10 protein-coding genes and 3 pseudogenes are annotated in these 18202 nt (G+C 57.8%); 7 read left to right on the forward strand and 6 right to left on the reverse strand.

The features are described 5' to 3' along the window. Positions 1–163: 163 nt before the first annotated feature. From guaB to D7T59_RS05425, 6 genes and pseudogenes are all read left to right on the forward strand, one after another. Positions 164–1621, forward strand: coding sequence for an IMP dehydrogenase (gene guaB, locus D7T59_RS05400; protein WP_005409308.1), 1458 nt, complete (start codon positions 164–166; stop codon positions 1619–1621). A 109-nt stretch (positions 1622–1730) separates the two neighbouring features. Further along, positions 1731–3296, forward strand: coding sequence for a glutamine-hydrolyzing GMP synthase (gene guaA / locus D7T59_RS05405; protein WP_005413109.1), 1566 nt, complete (start codon positions 1731–1733; stop codon positions 3294–3296). Positions 3297–3597: 301 nt separating this feature from the next. Further along, positions 3598–4260 (forward strand): annotated as a pseudogene (locus D7T59_RS05410) (tyrosine-type recombinase/integrase); the annotation flags it as partial. A gap of 3 nt (positions 4261–4263) precedes the next feature. Continuing rightward, a pseudogene (gene trbG / locus D7T59_RS05415) lies at positions 4264–5091 on the forward strand (P-type conjugative transfer protein TrbG); the annotation flags it as partial. A 2-nt stretch (positions 5092–5093) separates the two neighbouring features. Continuing rightward, positions 5094–6374 carry a TraB/TrbI/VirB10 family type IV secretion system protein gene (locus D7T59_RS05420; protein ID WP_180851534.1) on the forward strand — a complete coding sequence of 427 codons (1281 nt, stop codon included), beginning with the start codon at positions 5094–5096 and terminating at the stop codon, positions 6372–6374. After that, a pseudogene (locus tag D7T59_RS05425) lies at positions 6371–6600 on the forward strand (DUF2274 domain-containing protein). The gene D7T59_RS05420 and the pseudogene D7T59_RS05425 overlap by 4 nt, the downstream one beginning before the upstream one ends. A 5-nt stretch (positions 6601–6605) precedes the next feature. Here the strand turns inward: D7T59_RS05425 and D7T59_RS05430 are convergent. Then, entirely contained in the window at positions 6606–6935 is a 330-nt protein-coding gene (locus D7T59_RS05430) for a hypothetical protein (RefSeq protein ID WP_180851533.1), read from the reverse strand. 41 nt (positions 6936–6976) lie between these two features. After that, positions 6977–7351, reverse strand: coding sequence for a sigma factor-like helix-turn-helix DNA-binding protein (locus tag D7T59_RS21470; RefSeq protein ID WP_180851532.1), 375 nt, complete (start codon positions 7349–7351; stop codon positions 6977–6979). 115 nt (positions 7352–7466) lie between these two features. On the opposite strand from D7T59_RS21470, the gene D7T59_RS05440 reads away from it, so the two are divergent. Then, positions 7467–11693 carry an nSTAND3 domain-containing NTPase gene (locus tag D7T59_RS05440; RefSeq protein WP_180851531.1) on the forward strand — a complete coding sequence of 1409 codons (4227 nt, stop codon included), beginning with the start codon at positions 7467–7469 and terminating at the stop codon, positions 11691–11693. A gap of 299 nt (positions 11694–11992) precedes the next feature. On the opposite strand, the gene D7T59_RS05445 is transcribed toward D7T59_RS05440, so the two are convergent. The 4 genes from D7T59_RS05445 to D7T59_RS05460 all read right to left on the reverse strand — a co-directional run bounded on the left by D7T59_RS05445 (position 11993) and on the right by D7T59_RS05460 (position 17660). Next, positions 11993–13255, reverse strand: coding sequence for a phosphorylase family protein (locus D7T59_RS05445; protein ID WP_180851530.1), 1263 nt, complete (start codon positions 13253–13255; stop codon positions 11993–11995). Then, entirely contained in the window at positions 13210–13671 is a 462-nt protein-coding gene (locus D7T59_RS05450) for a response regulator (protein ID WP_180851529.1), read from the reverse strand. Before D7T59_RS05450 ends, D7T59_RS05445 begins: the two co-directional genes overlap by 46 nt. Then, positions 13646–17212: a hypothetical protein gene (locus D7T59_RS05455; RefSeq protein WP_180863242.1), complete on the reverse strand. Its 3567-nt coding sequence runs from the start codon at positions 17210–17212 to the stop codon at positions 13646–13648. Before D7T59_RS05455 ends, D7T59_RS05450 begins: the two co-directional genes overlap by 26 nt. A gap of 94 nt (positions 17213–17306) precedes the next feature. Beyond that, positions 17307–17660: a hypothetical protein gene (locus D7T59_RS05460; protein WP_180851527.1), complete on the reverse strand. Its 354-nt coding sequence runs from the start codon at positions 17658–17660 to the stop codon at positions 17307–17309. Positions 17661–18202: the final 542 nt, after the last annotated feature.

The raw sequence follows: 18202 nt of genomic DNA on the forward strand, positions 1-18202 counted from the left end.
GTCCGAAGGTTCATGAGGTTGCCGGCCAGCGGCCGGCACTACCTGCTTTGGTGCGGCCCCTGAATGGATCGCCGCCCACGCGACACTGCGTCGCATCTACCCCCTGCCACGCGGCGCGAAAACAGGGTAAAATGTCGCGCTTCCCCACATCTCGGGTATGCCGATGCTGCGCATCCAGGCTGAAGCACTCACTTACGACGACGTCTCGCTCGTCCCCGCCCATTCGACCATCCTGCCCAAGGACGTCAACCTCGAAACGCGGTTGACTCGCGACCTGAAGCTGAAGCTTCCGATCCTGTCTGCAGCCATGGATACCGTCACCGAAGCCCGCCTGGCCATCGCCATGGCCCAGCTCGGCGGCATGGGCATCATCCACAAGAATCTCAGCCTGGAACAGCAGGCCGCGGAAGTGGCCAAGGTCAAGAAGTTCGAGGCCGGCGTCATCCGCGACCCGATCACCGTCGGCCCGGAAACCACCATCCGCGACGTGCTGGCCCTGACCCAGGCGCACAACATCTCCGGCGTACCGGTGGTGGGCAGCGACGGCCTGCTGGCCGGCATCGTGACCCACCGCGACATGCGCTTCGAGACCGAGCTGGACGATCCGGTCCGCCACATCATGACCAAGAAGGATCGCCTGATCACGGTCAAGGAAGGCGCCGCGTCCGACGAAGTGCTGCAGCTGCTGCACCGCAACCGCATCGAAAAGGTGCTGGTGGTCAATGATTCGTTCGAACTGCGTGGCCTGATCACCGTCAAGGACATCCAGAAGAACACCGACTTCCCGAACGCTGCCAAGGATCTGTCGACCCGCCTGCTGGTCGGCGCTGCCGTCGGCGTGGGTGGCGATACCGATCGCCGCGTGGAAGCGCTGGTCGCCGCCGGCGTGGACGTGATCGTGGTCGATACCGCGCACGGCCACTCGCAGGGCGTGCTGGACCGCGTCAGCTGGGTCAAGAAGAACTTCCCGAACGTGCAGGTCATCGGTGGCAACATCTGCACCGGCGAAGCCGCACTGGCGCTGCTGGACAGTGGCGCGGACGCCGTGAAGGTCGGCATCGGCCCGGGCTCGATCTGCACCACCCGCGTCGTCGCCGGCGTCGGCGTGCCGCAGGTCACCGCGATTGATCTGGTGGCCGAAGCGCTGCAGGACCGCATCCCGCTGATCGCCGACGGTGGCATCCGCTACTCGGGTGACATCGGCAAGGCGCTGGCCGCCGGTGCCTCGACCATCATGGTCGGCGGCCTGCTGGCCGGTACCGAGGAATCGCCGGGCGAGACCGAGCTGTACCAGGGCCGTTCGTACAAGAGCTACCGCGGCATGGGCTCGCTGGCTGCCATGGAGAAGGGGTCGAAGGATCGCTACTTCCAGGACGCCGCCACCGCCGACAAGCTGGTACCGGAAGGCATCGAAGGCCGCGTGCCGTACCGCGGCCCGGTGGGCGGCATCATCCACCAGCTGATGGGCGGCCTGCGCGCCACCATGGGCTACGTGGGTTGCGCCACCATCGAAGACATGCGCAGCAAGCCCAAGTTCGTAAAGATCAGCGGCGCCGGCCAGCGTGAGAGCCACGTCCACGACGTGACGATCACCAAAGAGCCGCCGAACTACCGCGCCTGACGCGGGCCGGATAAAGAGGAACGAGGAAGCTGATTCCCGTTCCTCTTTTTCCATCTGCCGCAGCAAATTATTTGAAGTTTCGTTTTCCCTACTGCATTGCCAGGGCGCCATGACCAATATCCATAACGACAAGATCCTGATCCTCGATTTCGGCGCGCAGTACACGCAGCTGATCGCCCGCCGCATCCGCGAGCTGGGCGTCTACTGCGAAATCTGGGCCTGGGACCACAACCCGGCCGAGATCGCGGCGTTCGGCGCCAAGGGCATCATCCTGTCCGGTGGCCCGGAATCGACCACGCTGCCGGGTGCCCCGGCCGCGCCGCAGGAAGTGTTCGACAGCGGCCTGCCGATCTTCGGCATCTGCTACGGCATGCAGACCCTGGCCGCGCAGCTGGGCGGTGCCACCGAAGCCGCTGACCAGCGCGAATTCGGCCACGCCGAAGTGAACGTGATCAACCCGGATGCACTGTTCAAGGGCCTGAGCGACCACGGCGGCGAGCCGAAGCTGAATGTCTGGATGAGCCACGGCGACCACGTCTCCGTTGCACCGCCGGGCTTCACCATCACCGCCACCACCGACCGCATTCCGGTGGCCGCCATGGCCAACGAGGAAAAGCGCTGGTACGGCGTGCAGTTCCACCCGGAAGTGACCCACACCCTGCAGGGCCAGGCGCTGCTGCGCCGCTTCGTGGTGGATGTGTGCGGCTGCCAGACCCTGTGGACCGCCGCCAACATCATCGATGACCAGATCGCCCGCGTGCGCGAACAGGTGGGCGATGACGAAGTGATCCTGGGCCTGTCCGGCGGCGTTGACTCGTCGGTTGTGGCTGCGCTGCTGCACAAGGCCATCGGCGAGAAGCTGACCTGCGTGTTCGTGGATACCGGCCTGCTGCGCTGGCAGGAAGGCGACCAGGTGATGGCGATGTTCGCCGAGCACATGGGCGTGAAGGTGGTGCGCGTGAATGCCGCCGACCGTTACTTCGCCGCGCTGGAAGGCGTGAGCGACCCGGAAGCCAAGCGCAAGATCATCGGCAACCTGTTCGTTGAGATTTTCGATGAAGAGTCGAACAAGCTGAAGAACGCCAAGTGGCTGGCGCAGGGCACCATCTACCCGGACGTGATCGAGTCGGCGGGCAGCAAGACCGGTAAGGCGCACGTGATCAAGAGCCACCACAACGTGGGCGGCCTGCCGGAGCACATGAAGCTGGGCCTGGTGGAGCCGCTGCGCGAGCTGTTCAAGGATGAAGTGCGCCGCCTGGGCGTCGAACTCGGCCTGCCGCGCACCATGGTCTACCGCCATCCGTTCCCGGGCCCGGGCCTGGGCGTGCGTATCCTGGGCGAAGTGAAGCGCGAGTACGCCGAACTGCTGGCCAAGGCTGATGCCATCTTCATTGATGAGCTGCGCAAGGCCGACCTGTACGACAAGACCAGCCAGGCGTTTGCCGTGTTCCTGCCGGTGAAGTCGGTGGGCGTGGTGGGTGATGCGCGCGCTTACGAGTGGGTGATTGCGCTAAGGGCCGTGGAGACGATTGACTTCATGACCGCCCATTGGGCGCATCTGCCGTATGAGTTCCTGGGCACGGTGAGCAACCGGATCATCAATGAGTTGCGGGGGGTGTCGCGGGTGGTCTACGACATCTCGGGGAAGCCGCCGGCTACTATTGAGTGGGAGTGAAATCAGGTCCTTCGGGGACTATCGCAGGCTATCGAAAAACTGCCGTAACGTGTTGATTTAAAAAAATATACGTCACGGCAGCTATCGGTGGCTATCGCCGGCCAACAGAACAGGTTGACGGTGGAACTGGCGGTAAGAACTGAGGGCCGAATTAAGACCGTCCCGTTCACTATCCAGACCAAAACCGTCTTTGACGGTAAAGGTCTCCTCGGGAAAGCTTGTTTTATGCGGCTTTCCCGGCATCAGCAGGTCTCCTGGCCCCTGACGGTAAAAGCCGTCATGAAACAGGAGAAAAACCTCGATGCTTACCGACACAGCACTGCGCAATCTCAAGCCTAAGTCCAAGATTTATAAGGCTTCAGACCGCGATGGGATGTACGTAACGGTATCGCCTACCGGTACCGTCACCTTCCGCTACGACTACCGTCTCAACGGACGCCGCGAAACCCTCACCATCGGCCGCTATGGGCCTGCCGGTATTTCGCTGGCTCTTGCTCGTGAAAAGCTGATCGACGCCAAAAAGGCCGTCACTCAGGGTAGGTCCCCTGCGCTGGAGAAGCAGCGCGATAAGCGTCGCCTGACCGCCGCCAAGACTTTCGGCGAGATGACCGCGAAGTGGTTGGTGGGCGCCCGGATGGCCGACAGCACCAAGGCGATGCGCAAGAGCATCGTCGATCGGGACGTCTTGCCGGCCTTTGAGAACCGCCAGCTCAACGAAATTACCTCCGACGACCTGCGAGCGTTGTGCAACAAGGTGAAGGAGCGCGGGGCGCCTGCTACCGCGGTGCACGTCCGCGACATCGTGAAGCAAGTCTATGCCTTCGCCATCCTGCACGGCGAGAAAGTGGAGAACCCCGCCGCCGATGTCGGTGCCGTGTCGATCGCAACCTTCGTGCCAAAGGATCGCGCCTTGTCGCCGCTTGAGATCCGTCTGATGGCGCGACAAATGGAATCGGTGGCGACCTAGCCGCTGGCGCTGCCGGCACAGTTGAAGCCGCTGCCCGAACCGGACACGGCCCCGGCTACGCCGGAGCCTGCCGACGAGAAGGTGCGTGTCTCGCGCGCCAACGCCGAGGCGCGCATCGCGCCGACCCGCGAGGGCTACGTCAATGCGATTCAGGTGTGGCCTTTCACGGACGGCGCGCTTTATCAGGTCTATGCCGCGCCGGGACGCGTGACCGTGGTTTCCTTGCAGCCGAGCGAGGAACTGGTGACTGTTGCCGCCGGCGATACCGTGCGCTGGATCGTCGGCGACACGTCCAGCGGCAGCGGCGACGCGCTGCGCGTCAATGTGCTTGTGAAGCCCATCCGTTCGGGCCTCAAGACCAATTTGGTCATCACGACCAGCCGCAGGACGTACCTGCTGGAGCTGACCTCGACAGAAAAGGCATGGATGGCGTCGGTGTCCTGGGACTACCCGAAAGACCGGATGCTGGCCTTGCAACGCCAGGCGAAAGCGGCCAGCGCCGCCGCGCCGGTCGATACTGGCCTGTCGCTGGAGAAGATCCGCTTCCGCTATGTGGTGTCAGGCAGCAATCCGCCGTGGAAGCCGCTGCGCGCCTTCGATGACGGCGAGAAGGTCTATATCCAGTTCCCGCCGGGCATTGCGCAAGGTGAGCTGCCGCCGCTGTTCGTGATCGGCGCGCAGGGTGACGGGCAATTGGTGAACTACCGTTTCCGTCCGCCGTACTACATCGTGGATCGGCTGTTCGGCGCTGCCGAACTGCGCCTGGGCGGTGATGGCGGCGACGTGGTGCGTATCGAACGCACGGATGGCGTGGCACGGAGGAACTGACCATGAGCCAGGACGACATTCCCGACCTCACTACGCCCCAGGCGGGCAAGGTGGCACCTGAGGCGGTGGCGCTGCGTGCGCAACCGCGTCCGGTCACACGTCTGAACCGGCGCACGCTGGCCATCCTCGCCGGCGGCCTGTCGGTCGTCGTGCTTGGCGCGCTGATGTGGTCGCTGCAACCGCAGCGGCGCGGCACTGGCGAGCAGACCGAGCTTTACAACGTCGATCGCGTCTCCAAGTCGGAAGGGCTGGACGCGCTGCCGGCAGACTACTCGAAGATGCCGAACAAACCGACAACCCAAGTGCCGGAGTTGGGGCCGCCGTTGCCGGGCGATCTTGGCCCGGCCATCGTGAAGTCGCAGCAGCCCGTGACGGCCGCCTACGCAGCTCCCGGCCACGACCCAAACGACGCGCTGCGAAAGGAAGCCGAATCGGCGGCGGCATCGTCGGTGTTCTTCCGCTCGGGTTCGCAGAAGGCCGCGCCGGTGGCGCAGACGCAAGCGGCCGCTGCGCCAGGCTTCGCCGCCAATGCGGCGTTCGACCCGCAGGCGGCCGGGCCTGCCTCGACGGCGGCCCAGCCTGCCGACCCGACCGCTGTGCAGAACCGACAAGATCAGAAAGAGGTTTTCCAGAAAACCGGAACCACGGAAACCCGTAATTCTGGCAATCTGACCCTGCCGGCTTCGCCGTATCAGGTCATGGCCGGAACGGTGGTGGCCGGGGCACTGGTGACGGGTATCAAGTCGGACTTGCCGGGCGACGTGATCGCCACGGTGACGGAGCCGGTCTATGACACCGCCACCGGCAAGTTCCTGCTGATCCCGCAGGGTTCCCGCATCCTGGGCAAATACAACAGCCAGGTCAGCTACGGGCAGAGCCGCGTGCAGGTAGTGTGGAACCGGATCATCCTGCCCGACACGTCTTCGCTCACGCTCGACAACCTGGAGGGCACCGACCCGGCCGGTTATGCCGGGCTGGAAGATGATGTGGATTGGCATTGGGCCCGCATCTTCGCCGGCGCGGCGCTGACCACGCTGCTGGGTGTCGGTGCCGAACTGGCCGCGCCGGAGAACCGGCAGGACGGTGATCGCATCATCATCGCCGGTCGCGACAGCGCCCAGGACAGCATCAATCAGGTCGGCCAAGAGATGACCCGGCGCAACCTCAACATCCAGCCCACCTTGACGGAGCGCCCCGGCTTGCCGGTACGCATCATCGTCAACCGCGATCTGGTGTTGCGGCCGTACCAGCCGCTTTTCTTCAACAGGGGGACTTCACGATGACGACGCGCAAGCTGCGGCTCGGGCCGTTGCCGAAAACGGAATCCACGAAGCTGACCTTTGCCTGCCCGGCCAGCCTGAAGCCGACCTCGACCGCTACGCGGCGCTGCACGCGCAAACCTACGGCGAGGCGGTCGATGCTGAAAAACTGATCCCTTACATGCTGGACGCCTTTATGGCAGGGGATCGAGGATTTAGGCGCACGGCTATTGCTGGTAAGGAGCCATAGCAAAGTCACACAGGAAGGGGGGGCGTGTCGGTGCTCTGCTGTGCTCGTTGGTCTTTGATCAGCGCACGAGTCTGCGCCGCAGTCAACGGCGCCTTGGTTTTTGAGTCTTCGTAGAGTTCGCCAAAGGCTAAGACTTTGGCCTCGGTGTAGCGCGTGCCATTAGGGCTATTCTTAGTCATTTGCAACGCGATGACTTCGGCATCGACACCTTCTTCCAGAAGTCGGCCAGCACGTTCAACTGTGGAACCTGCGCGAGACGCAGGCGAGGCGACTTTTTCGATGAGGTCGGCGCCGCTATCAACAAGGGCGCCTGCTGCTTCAATAATTTTTGACATTTCAGTTTCCTAAGTAAGCCCGGTCAGCGGGCTCTGTGTTTTTACGAGTCAATCAACGACTTCTTGATCTGCGCAACGCGGGACTGAGAGATTCCAACGCGTTTTGCGACTTCTACCTGAGTGACCCCTTGACCCAGCAGAGACAGAACAGAACTGTTCCGCTCTTCGATCGAAAGTGAAGTGGGGTCCCACTGATGCCGCTGGCGCATATCCCTCGTGATCCATTCGTCGTGCTGAGTCCTTCCGCTCCAGTGCTGCACATTTGCTGAAACCATTCCAGTGCGGTTGTCGACCTCCAGAGAGAACCGAGCTACCTCGGGGTCTGAGGTTAGTCGTCGCGTGAGCTCCGTAAGCTGCTGACGTACCTCGTCGGCTTGCAACACTGGTTGCGGTACAGGCTTCATCGGTCGTGCCATGCTCGCTTCCAGTTTATGTTGTTTCTAATATAAACTATATTACATACGTCAGGGGACGTCAATGATCCCTTCACCTGACCACGTACCTGGCACAGACTTGGAGTGAGGAAAATTCATGGCGCTGGAAGATGTTGAGGGTGGTGCCAACCCATCGTATCAAGGCTACGACTATCAAAAGTTGGTAACTATTTGGGTGGCGTTGCGCCTCATGTTCTCGCAGCATGCCGAGGCGGATCAGATCATCGTTGAGCCAGCTTCGCACGATGACGTCAAGGCCCAACTGAAGGTGTCACCGGAGGATGCCGACGCTAGCCTTCAAGTGATGGCTGGTGGTGAACTGCATGTCCAGATCAAGTTCAAGGGGGCTGGTGCTTGGAGTAGCAAGGATTTTGCTGGCGTTGTGAATGACAGAAAGGCCAGGGGGGGTAAAGGCCCAGCGCCCAGGCCTCGCGCCAAGGCGATGCTACTGGCCGACGATAGGCGGAGGTACGTCTTCATCACCAACTCCAGTGTCGATGGTGCGCTAGCCAAAGGCCGCGTTAGGTATCCAGGTCAATTTTCAGATAGCAGCTTCACGCCGACCAACCTCAACCTGAAAACGCCAGAGAAGCAAAAGCTCGCTGGTCGTTTCGCTCTGATTGAGGGTATGACGCACCAGGAGACGCGCAGGCAGATCGATGAAGTTCTCACCGAAAGTTTGCACGTTCCTGCTCAGGCACTGGACGCTTGTGTCGAACGACTTCAACGTGCTGTCGAAGATCGATTTCTCGAAGTCCCTGACCCGCTACGCAAAGAAGACGTTGAGAAGATTGCCGAGCTTTTCGGTGGCATGCCTCATGCCAATCCGCAACTGGCCCGGTACGTCGCGCCAGCTAATTTGCTTGCCGCAGAGGAGCGTCTTGCTCAATTGGGTGCAGTGCTATTAGTTGGTCCGTCGGGCTATGGCAAGAGCTTGACGGCTGACAAATTGGCCTTTGATAGACGTTGTGCCGATCGACCCTACAAGGTAGTACGAGAGAGCGCAGGCCTGGCGGAGATTGAGGATGCATTCGCTGCTCCCGGCCGAGTGCTTTTCCATCTTGAAGATCCTTGGGGACAGTCTGCTCTGAAGAAGGGGGAAGCAGAGGCGTGGGTCACGCGAATCAGTGCTCTTATGCACCAGCAGGTCTCCGACAAGCAGTTTGTCATCACATCTCGAAGCGAGATCTATCGCGAAGCCCTCAGCGCTTCGCCGTCCCCGGTGTGGGCCGACCGCGCTGTCGTTATCGACGATGACGCCTACGATGATGACGCGCGCAGGACGATATTGCACAGTTCACTGACTACAGCTGGTGCTTGGCGCCAGGATCTCGCGCGCCAACACGAAGTGCGCCTGCTTCGCAGGTTGAAGTCCCCCTTCGAGCTCAATGCGTTTGCGCGTGAGCTGAATGCGGTCTCGAAGCCAGCCGACGTTGACATCGACAGTCTGGTGAATCGAGCACTTAGTGATAGCCGTCTGCAGGTGGTTCGCGACCAGATACGTGGCTTTGGCGACCAAGGTACACGCGGCGCTGCCGTACTTTGGTCCTTGCTGCGCAATTCTCGCGCGTTGCCTCCTAGCCGGCTCACTAGCCTTCGGCGAGAAGTGGAGAGCGAAAACAAGGTCGAAATTGGACTCGACGACTTGGCCCGGCAACTGGCTCAAACCCAGCTGACCAAAGACGGTGACGGGGCTTATGTCGCTCATGCCAAGGTCGTGGAAGCTATGGAGAAATTGGCCCGTGAGCAACCTCGGGCGGCCGAGGTTGCGCTGAACGCTGTCGCGCGAGCGGCCCTTATTTTGGCCAAGAAGGATTCAGATTGGCTGAATCTGGTCGATCGCATCGTGACTGGGGCGAAGGCTTTGGAAAACGATGGCGTCGAACTCGATGAAGCTGTTGAGATTGCGTTCGATGACTTTCTTGTAGATGGCTTAGTGATGGCTGTTGGCGGTGCCTCGGAGTTTCATAGAGCCTGGGTAGCGGCAGATCGCGGGCTCAGTTCAAATTCGCCGATCAGATTGCTCGTCGACTGGCTTGAGCGTGGGGGGGCAAAGGATAAAGACGTTTTCGCCAACATCGGCTGGCGTCCACCAAAGGTCTCTAAGGCCAACCGCGACGCCGTCATCGCTTCTGACCGTGATTTGCTCATCCTCAAGGGATTCATCGCTCACCAGTTGCCGTGGACACACACTGACTATGGCGCTAATGATTTAATCTCATGGCTGAAGCCGTTCGGTGTAGATTTCACTCAAGCCTTCGTAGCTGCCGGCAGGGTGGTATCCCAAGCTGCCAACTTTGTCATGAGCGCCGATGCGATCTCAGAATGCGCGCTAATGGGTCCTGAGCCACCTTATGCGACGGTGTGGGACCAGATCATAGAGATGCAGGCGAGTGTCGACGCCGCCCTTGCCAAGTCAAGAACAGCGCGCTTTCAGGCATGGCAGGGCGAGCTTGATTTTGCCGAGAGCCTTCATATCGAAGAACGTGCGCAGGATGAGGGACCTTCGGCTGAACACTTCGCCAAGGGCTATGTGATCGCGCGACGTCGCCGGGAGGGATACGCCTGGATCTCGGTGCATCCGAGGCTGGATGTCGTACTGCCACTCTGGCCCGATGTAATGCGCTTCAACTTGCCCAAAGTCACTGCAGATGAACTCGACGCTTTTTTTGAAGCTGCGGGGCAGGACGACAGTCTTCAAGCTGCAGGTTTGGGTGTCATTGCCGACAGACGTCTGGAGTTTGGGCGAGATCGCGTTATGAACGCACTGGTCAGTGGGGGACCTAACGCGGTTGATGCGGCTGTCCGTGCCTTGTCATTCCTTGAGGGGGATGATGAGGATGGGGCGAGGGGGCTCTCGGCCCAGACTATTTTGCTTGGTCTTTTACCGAGTCTGTCGCCTGTTCGGGCTGCCTTGCTCGTGCCAGCGATTGTAGATCTCGTACACGGTAAGGAAAAAGCTGCACTGGCTAAGCGAATTTTGGCCGCGAGTCCACTTGATGTAAGGGCCGCCGTGCACTTAGCGCTTGCACGACCCCTTGGGGCTGACAATTCTACTCTTCTGAAATGCTTCCGAGATCTCCCGCCAGGACAAGCGCTAACCCTGCTAGCAGAGGGCCCGCGCGGGCTTGCGCGTCTTCTGCTTTTGATCTCAGCAGCGGAAGGTCAAGATGTCTTGGTTCTTGCTAAACAGTGGGCTGCTTCTGAAGATGAAGGCGATGCCCAGGCCGGTATTTCGGCCTTATCCAATCTTGGCACTGCTGGGGCTCGTAGCGCGATCATCACCTCGCTTGGCCATAAGCACTACAAAGTTCGCCGCGCAGCTTTGAAAGCCTTGGCTCCGGCGGCTGACGATGTTGAAAGGACAGCGATGCTACGCCTTGCTGCGGACAAAAGTGCACCTGTCCGAGCAGAGTTGGCAGTCGTCATTGGAGAGAATGCTTGGATTGATGGCCATCACACACTGATAACTCTTCTCGGTGATCAGCGAAACTATGCTCGGCATCCCGAGCATCAGAGGCGAGAAGAGCCCGAGTATCACGTAGCTCGTGCTGCTGCTGAGGCTCTTGCAAAATTCGACACACTGCCGACAGCAGTCCTAGATCAAATCGTCGCCTTTCTTGCTGCAGAGGGCGACGCGCCGATCGATGTTGCGCTGCACGCATCTCTACTGGATCTCCTAACCCGTCCAAACTATCCGGCTGCCTGGACTGCAGTCGAACGAAGCCTTCGCAACGATTACGTCGTCGGTGATGTTCAAGAGAATCTCTATCCTGTCCGCTACGCTGCGGCATGGGCCGTAGTGTTTCGAGTTACTGGACACCCTGGGGAGCACGGTCTTGTACCTTGGGAACCCATCAAATCTTTGGCGGACCACATCGACCCACAGTTCGCAGCACCGCTTCTTCTTGCGCTAGGCGTGCAGTTGGCTGCCGAGTTCGATGCAGGAACCTTGGAGGCACTCCGGGGAAGCAATGCCTCTGACGCACGTGTCATGCTAGCTCTATCTATGATCGACGACTGTGGGATTGCACGGAAGCTAGCGATGAAGCACGGCCTCCTCTCCGCAGGGCACGCTTTCTTTGACGAAAGCGACGACGTATCAAAGGGTGACACTCAGTTTTCCCGATGGCCGCTATCTTCAGGTGCTCGCGCGTGGCTCCTGTCTTTGCGAGGTGGTGCCGACGTAGAGCCGACTTTGCTGTGGGTAATGGCCAAGCGGACGGGCCTGCCCCTAATCGACGACGAATTTGTCCCATGGAAGCTTCGGCGAAGAGATCGTATGCCGATCATGGCCATCGCTGAGATGTTCGGGCTGGAGTGACTACCCGATGAGTTTGAGGGGACAGGGCAAGCTGTCTGCTGTATCCTGATGACGTGATCGATGATGTGATCTGTAGTGCCGTCGCCCCTCGGGCCGCACGACTTTCGGCGCATGCGTAAGCACTTGGCGTATGACGGTAAGAGTGACGGTACAGGCCCATGTCGAACACTGCCAATCCCTTTAACTATGCGGGTTTAGGCGATCTGTTGATGATGGAGTGGGAATGAGTTGAAAGAACGAGGGCGCCGAGAGGCGCCCTTGTTCAACTCCCCAGTTTCTGCAGGTTGAGTAGTCCTAAATCAGCATATTTCAGCTTCCGCTAGCTTAGGGATTAGATACGCCAAGCAAGCGGCACTGGTGTATGCAGCGTACTGCTGCCAGCCGTCAGATTTTTCAGCGTCTGCAAAATCACAGACCGATTTGATCACCAGTGGGCTTGTGCCGCATAGCTCAGCTGCAGCCATCACCGCATAAGCCTCCATTTCGACGCCAATCACCTCCCGATGCTCCTCGATTATGGGGCCAATTGCGCCATCATGAGCCAGTACAGAGGCACCGGAGGCCATTGGGCCGAGATGCATGGACAAGCGTCCGCCAGGTACTTTGTCTTTCCAGCCCGCACTGACCGCAGAGCAAAGGGTTGAATCTCTGCACTCGGCTTGTATCAGCGAGGCAATGTCACTGCGCAGAGCGCTTTGATAAGGCGCGGCACGGAAAACTGGTGTGGAATCTAGATTTTGAGCATGCTTCCCGCTGCCCCAATCCCAAGTCGGATCCGCAACTACGATATCGCCAAGGGCAACCTTGCCTCTGACCCCCGCGCAGATGCCAACCATTGCCAGTACTTTTGGCTTAAATATATGTGCCATCTTTGCAGCGAGTGCGGCCGACATGGGCATGCCTTTTCTAGGTGCGCAGGCGGCGACAACTTCGATCGTTCTTGAGCCCGCCTGCATATTGCCAAGGTAATATCGCGTGGGATCACCCGGAACTATATATGGGCGCCAACTCAAGTCTAAGTTTAATACCGCGTCAAGCTCAGGTGAACTCAGTGCGGTCACAATCGCGACGGCAACAGTTGGTGATTTATGGCGCTTCTTTCTCTCTAGAATATATCCAACTCTGCCAACGAGTACCTCCGCCCAAACGTTGTCGCCATCCCTAAAGAAGTGCAGTGCAGCCCCGCGAGCCGCAGCTTTTGCTGTGGCCTCCTGCTTCAACTCCTCGCGAGCGGTAATAAAAATTAACTCGTCAGGAAGGTTCGCTTTTCCGTCAACCTTCAGCATGTCCAACATGGCGAAGCCAGACTCTGCCGTGGGTGAAGAGTCAATGCTCTCGGGAAGATTTACATCAATGAGTGCAATGTCAAAGCGACATTCACGCATTCTTCGCCTTGCGTCGATGGCGTTGCTTACATGCACTACTTCCACGGCATCTCCAAAGTGCTCTTTCAGTGGCGATACTATAGAAGATGCCTTATCGATCTGATCATCGATGAGTATAATCTTAACGTCGATCAATCTAAAATCCCCCTGAGAAGATTGCCAAGTTTCGCCTTCCAAGTATCTTCTGTTTGGCTGTAATAGACATGGCCTACATAGAATTCGGGGAAATTCTTAGACATTTGTTCCGCCAAATTCTCAATTGATACTCGGCTATTGCCTTCCCCGAAGCCGTCAAACATCGTCACCACTATCGTGGGGGCAGTCCTACGGCGCATCTTCATTTGCATCAAGAGATCTCGTCCTGCGAAACTCTCCTGCGCGCCGCCTGATGGCTCGTTTGCGCCGACATCAAAGTTGGGCATGCTCATATCTAGAAGTACAGCGTCATATGTGCGGTTTCGATCGCAGATTGCCTTCAGTGCGGAGTTGAACGATCTTGCCTCATCGACCTCTAGCGAGCCTCGGAACTCCTTTACAAAATCCACGATCTCTCGGGCCTTGTCTGCATCATCCTCGATGAGGAGAATTTTCATCTACAATCTCCACGTTATAAGAAATTTCAACATAGAAATTTCCAGACGGCGAGAAGCCGAAATCTAGACTTGGTGCGTCATAGAACGGTGAGTTGATCGATCTCCAGAGCTTTCGCAGTCCGCTCCCTCCTTCGACCTGGGCGAGCTTAAGTGAATCGCTCTTATTGAGGCTGCTCCGAATGCTTTCGACACTGCTTCGTTGTTCGATGGACGGAATGCTTGGAGCTAAAGAGCTATCAATTCTCGCGGCATAGCGCGTGGGGGTTAGGTCAAATGAAACCGAAATTTTTAGGGATTCGCCTTCCAGGCCCGAATGCTCAATTGCGTTGGATATTAGTACGTAGAATGCATCAACCATTCCGTCTAGGGTTCGCCCAGGAAGACGGGCGCTCCGGTCGTACGGGGAAATGTCGATGCGTGGGACGGTCGAGTTTTCGGGGGCCGTCTTTCTGATCATGTTTAGTGCAATGTCGACTGGCAATCCGGCTTGATAGTCTTGGCGGTCATAAACCTGACTTCTCTTGAACCAAGAGAATATCTCATCCAGTCGAAGCCGCAGTTGCGTCTTGGCGCGTACAATAGCATTGCGAAGGTCCGCCACAGGCGTGCTGTAGGGTAGTGTGGAAATTGCATCGGACAACTGTTCTACAGTGGACATTAGTGCGGGTTTAGTCTGTTTTTCGAGGAGATCTCTCACGGCCAAGAGATTCTCGTCAGTTTTTCCCCATAAGTTATCTATACATACATCGATAAATTCATCCATTGTTCTAGAGCGAACCGCATATCGCTGCATGAAGCGCCGTTCCAAGTTGGAGGATCTGTAGACGAATGCCGCTTTTGTATCCTGCTTCATATCCTTGACGCCATGCGACATCGTAATCTGGAGGCGTTCGTCGCGTAACTCATGGACTATTCGATCAAATTCAGAGGAGAATTTCTCCAGTGCCGCAGCAACTGCGTCTCTTGAGGTGGATTCATTTCCTTCGAGTCGCTCGTCCCAATGTAGATTGCGCCGGTATCCTTGACCGTTTGAATTTTTTATATTTATTAGCCTTTCATCGGCAAGTGGCTTTCTCAGTGTGTTCGCTAGTACGCCGTGTCTGACTCGAGTGCTTAGATATGCGTTAAGTCCATGGTCGCCGCGAAGGAATTCATGCGTTACTTCGGTGAAGATTGAGTCGAACTGACTGTCTGTTTCACTCTCGATCTCGTCCACCAAATGAACGTTGGATAGTGCAACTCCAAGAGAAATGTTCTCGGTTGAAGTTCTATCAAGTAATGCATCGGCAATGTGCTCGACAATTTCCTGGGAGGTGTCGTTTGAAGCAATTGTGTTGGCTCGATATCGTGAGTACTGGCCGCCAATTTTTGCTTTGAGACTTCGCTTAATCGCTGCAATGTCGACGTAGACCTTGCTTTGCTCGAGTAATGAGGTTCCTTTGGCGATCTCCTGCTGCTTAACGCGCTCTCGAATCTCGTCTAAGTATCGCGTGGAGTTCTCAGGATCCAGTGCTGCCAACTGCCTACATACTGCTACACGCGCTTCGCCTATTTCATTGGTTCCGTTGTAAAGCAACGTATGCCGCATTACCTCGGGAGTCCATACGCGATCCAGATAAAGTATCGACCGCTCCTTGTTCTTTGATCCGAGGTGCTCAACTAGCGTCGCTGGACTGTCGATGGATTTCGTTTCTTGGAATCTTTCAAATGCAAATCTAAGCTCGGCGAGTCTGCTATCTGAAGAGAATGCGTTATACAGCTCGAACGCGAGTGGAACATCGATGGTCTCGGGCCAGTCGTTAGAGTCTTCCAGGCTCTTGATCACCACATCGAGCGGAAGCGCTGTCGGGACCTCTGGGTTATGAATATGCGCGTCAATCAGAAGCGCTAGTGCTTCGCTTCTCCGGCCTGCTTTCGTCATGGCCATGGATAAAGCCGTTAGTGCGCGAAACTTCGCGCCGTCGGGGGCATCACGAAGCAGAGGCTCCAGCTGGAGCAGGGCCGCGCTAACGTTACTCGAGGTGACGGCGCTACGGCCCAAATATGCGCGGTAGCGGTTCTTGGAAATGCATGCGTCATCTGGACCGGGCTCTATTCCGTAATAGAGTAGGTTGATTGCGGTAAGCGTATTTGGATATAGCCCGCAGGCTGAGAGCATTTTGCGATACGTCTTCGCGTGTGGTTGACGGGCACAAGCGAGCGTTATGGGGGAAATGTATGGATCTAAGACAACTATGTTTCGCAACTGATCTATCTGGGAGGCATCAGATTCTTGATGTAAGCAGGAAAGGACGATGGAGCGCAGATAGCGGGCCCAGGTTTGTCCGTAGTGAGTATCGGCATTTGAAAAAATTGACGTAGCTTCGCCATACGCCGCATCAGTCAATCCGAGCGCATTTAAAAGACTAGAACACAATCCTGCATGTGTTGGAGAAAGCGGCGGTGGGTTGCTGCCTGATCTGATTAATGCTCTGGCCAGAAGCGTAAGCATGGCAGCATCGGTCGGGTCTGTCTCGCTGAGGAATTCGGCAGCTGCTTCCGCCGCCTCGCGGTACTCGCTTTGGTAATAAAGCTCGAATGGGCGTGATCTCCTCGCTACTAGGTCTGTACGATCTGGGTCCACAACGCACCCAAACGACATTGCAAGCGGCGCTAGTCGCCTGTCGTTCAATCTTCGCCGCAGTATCGATACTGGTCTCTCCAGTGTTTCAATCACTGTGCGGGGCAATGCCTTCGCGGTAGCCATGTCTTGAAGCGTGGCGATCAGTGCTTCATAGTGATCTATGATGCTGGCCTGAGCCTCGAAGAACATATTTGCGGAAAGTTCTTTTGGGCTTGCGACAAATACGTCGCTTACCCGGCTCGCTGCGTAAGTTCTGAAGGAATCATCAACACCCGCGAGCTTTGCCGAGATTTCATCCTTTAGAAATCTCTTGGCCCCTCTGCTTTCCGATCTTCGCGTTAGATAGTGAAGCATGAATGCCGCGACAGATTGAGGTGCGGCATTTTCAAATTCTCGACGCACGCGAGATCTCGCCCCGCTTGGTGCATTTTCACCAAGAGTCAGCCATGCCTGGGCTAGCCAGAGGGATACGCCACATCTATCCTGAAAATCGGTCAGTATCTTCGCGGCCGAATCATATTTGGATAAGAGTAGGTCCGACTCAAATTGGTGGCGTGTGTCAATGTATTCTGAAAGCGTATCTACGTGCAGGAGAGATCTGCAAATTGCCCATACTGCCTCGTTCACCGGTCCGGCAGGTGATCCTGCTGGTTGAATGCTGAACAGTTCGCTGTATTTTTGGGGGAACGGGTTTCCATGTATTGGCAGTAATCGTTCCGGTGTTTTTATTATTCTTGGAAATAGTTGGAAGAGCTCGCTTGGAGGGGTATTTGCTTTTGCTAAAAATAATGATTCTCGGGCGAAGTTCCCGCCCAAATATACTGAGCCAATCGTTCTATGCAGTGAGTGCCTTCTCTTCCCAGTGCGTCCCATGTCCGTCCTTGCCTTCCCAATGCCGATCGGCAGATAGTAGCGCACCGAAATGGGAGTGCGCTCTGCAGTCCGCGCATATTTTTGTGAACATTGGCGCGGAGGACATTCATTTGCACTGCGCGAAGTTTGTCCGCACGGCCTATGGCCTTACCTCCTGACAAGCCCACTCAACCAGCCCCCGGCAAGCCAGGAATAACCCATCCACAACCCCCTCATCCAAATGCCGCTCCGGCTCCGCTGCCACCCGGCAGCGGTCCGCCGAATGCAGCACCTCCAACACCGTCAGCAGTCCCACCAACGCGCGCTCGGTCCTCGCCAGGCTTACGCGGCGGCCGGGTGACACGTCGTTCTCCGGCCAAGGGTGCCCATCAGCCCCTTCGCAGCCGCGCATGCGCTTGAGAATGCCGAGCAGGGAGTTCAGGTCGGGCAGGGGAGTGTCGTCGTTGATGGGTTCAACAACGGTGTACGAGGAGAAGGTGTCGGATTCGTTCATGGCGTCGGCTTCCGTGGCTGTGCTTAACAGCGCCACCGTGAAGAGGTGGCGGACGATGCATGGCTGCAAACCGGGATGAAGTAGCGTCATAGAACCGGTGGATCCGAAGATCCCCACGCACCGCCCGCCAGAAAGGCCGACGGATTGCCCGCCGGCACCGGTTAAGGACGGTGCCGACGGGCAAGCGCAAACTACAGACGCGTACATCAATGCGGGTTTGCAGACCCGGCCACCCCTTGTCGGTGGCGCGCCATGGTGTTTACGCCGCCGCTTCGAATGCCAATAGAAATTCGCGAAGGAATCGCGGAATCCGAGAGCGAAGAACTATTGTTGCACGCACCATTCGTGCAGTACGCGACGCCAGCAGACGCATTCGCGCAGCTACTCTGCTGATGGCGAATCAAAGTGGCGCAATCGCCCACGCAACAAGCGAATAGCGCGACGGCTTCCTTTGCAACAGTTCTTAGTCCGTCTCGCTAGATGACGGTTCCAGATCAGCTGGACACCCCAAAAACCGGTTCAAAGCCGACATCGCCAGCGAA

This window comes from Stenotrophomonas maltophilia, from assembly GCF_013464915.1.
In the GTDB taxonomy this organism is placed as follows: domain Bacteria; phylum Pseudomonadota; class Gammaproteobacteria; order Xanthomonadales; family Xanthomonadaceae; genus Stenotrophomonas; species Stenotrophomonas maltophilia_AT.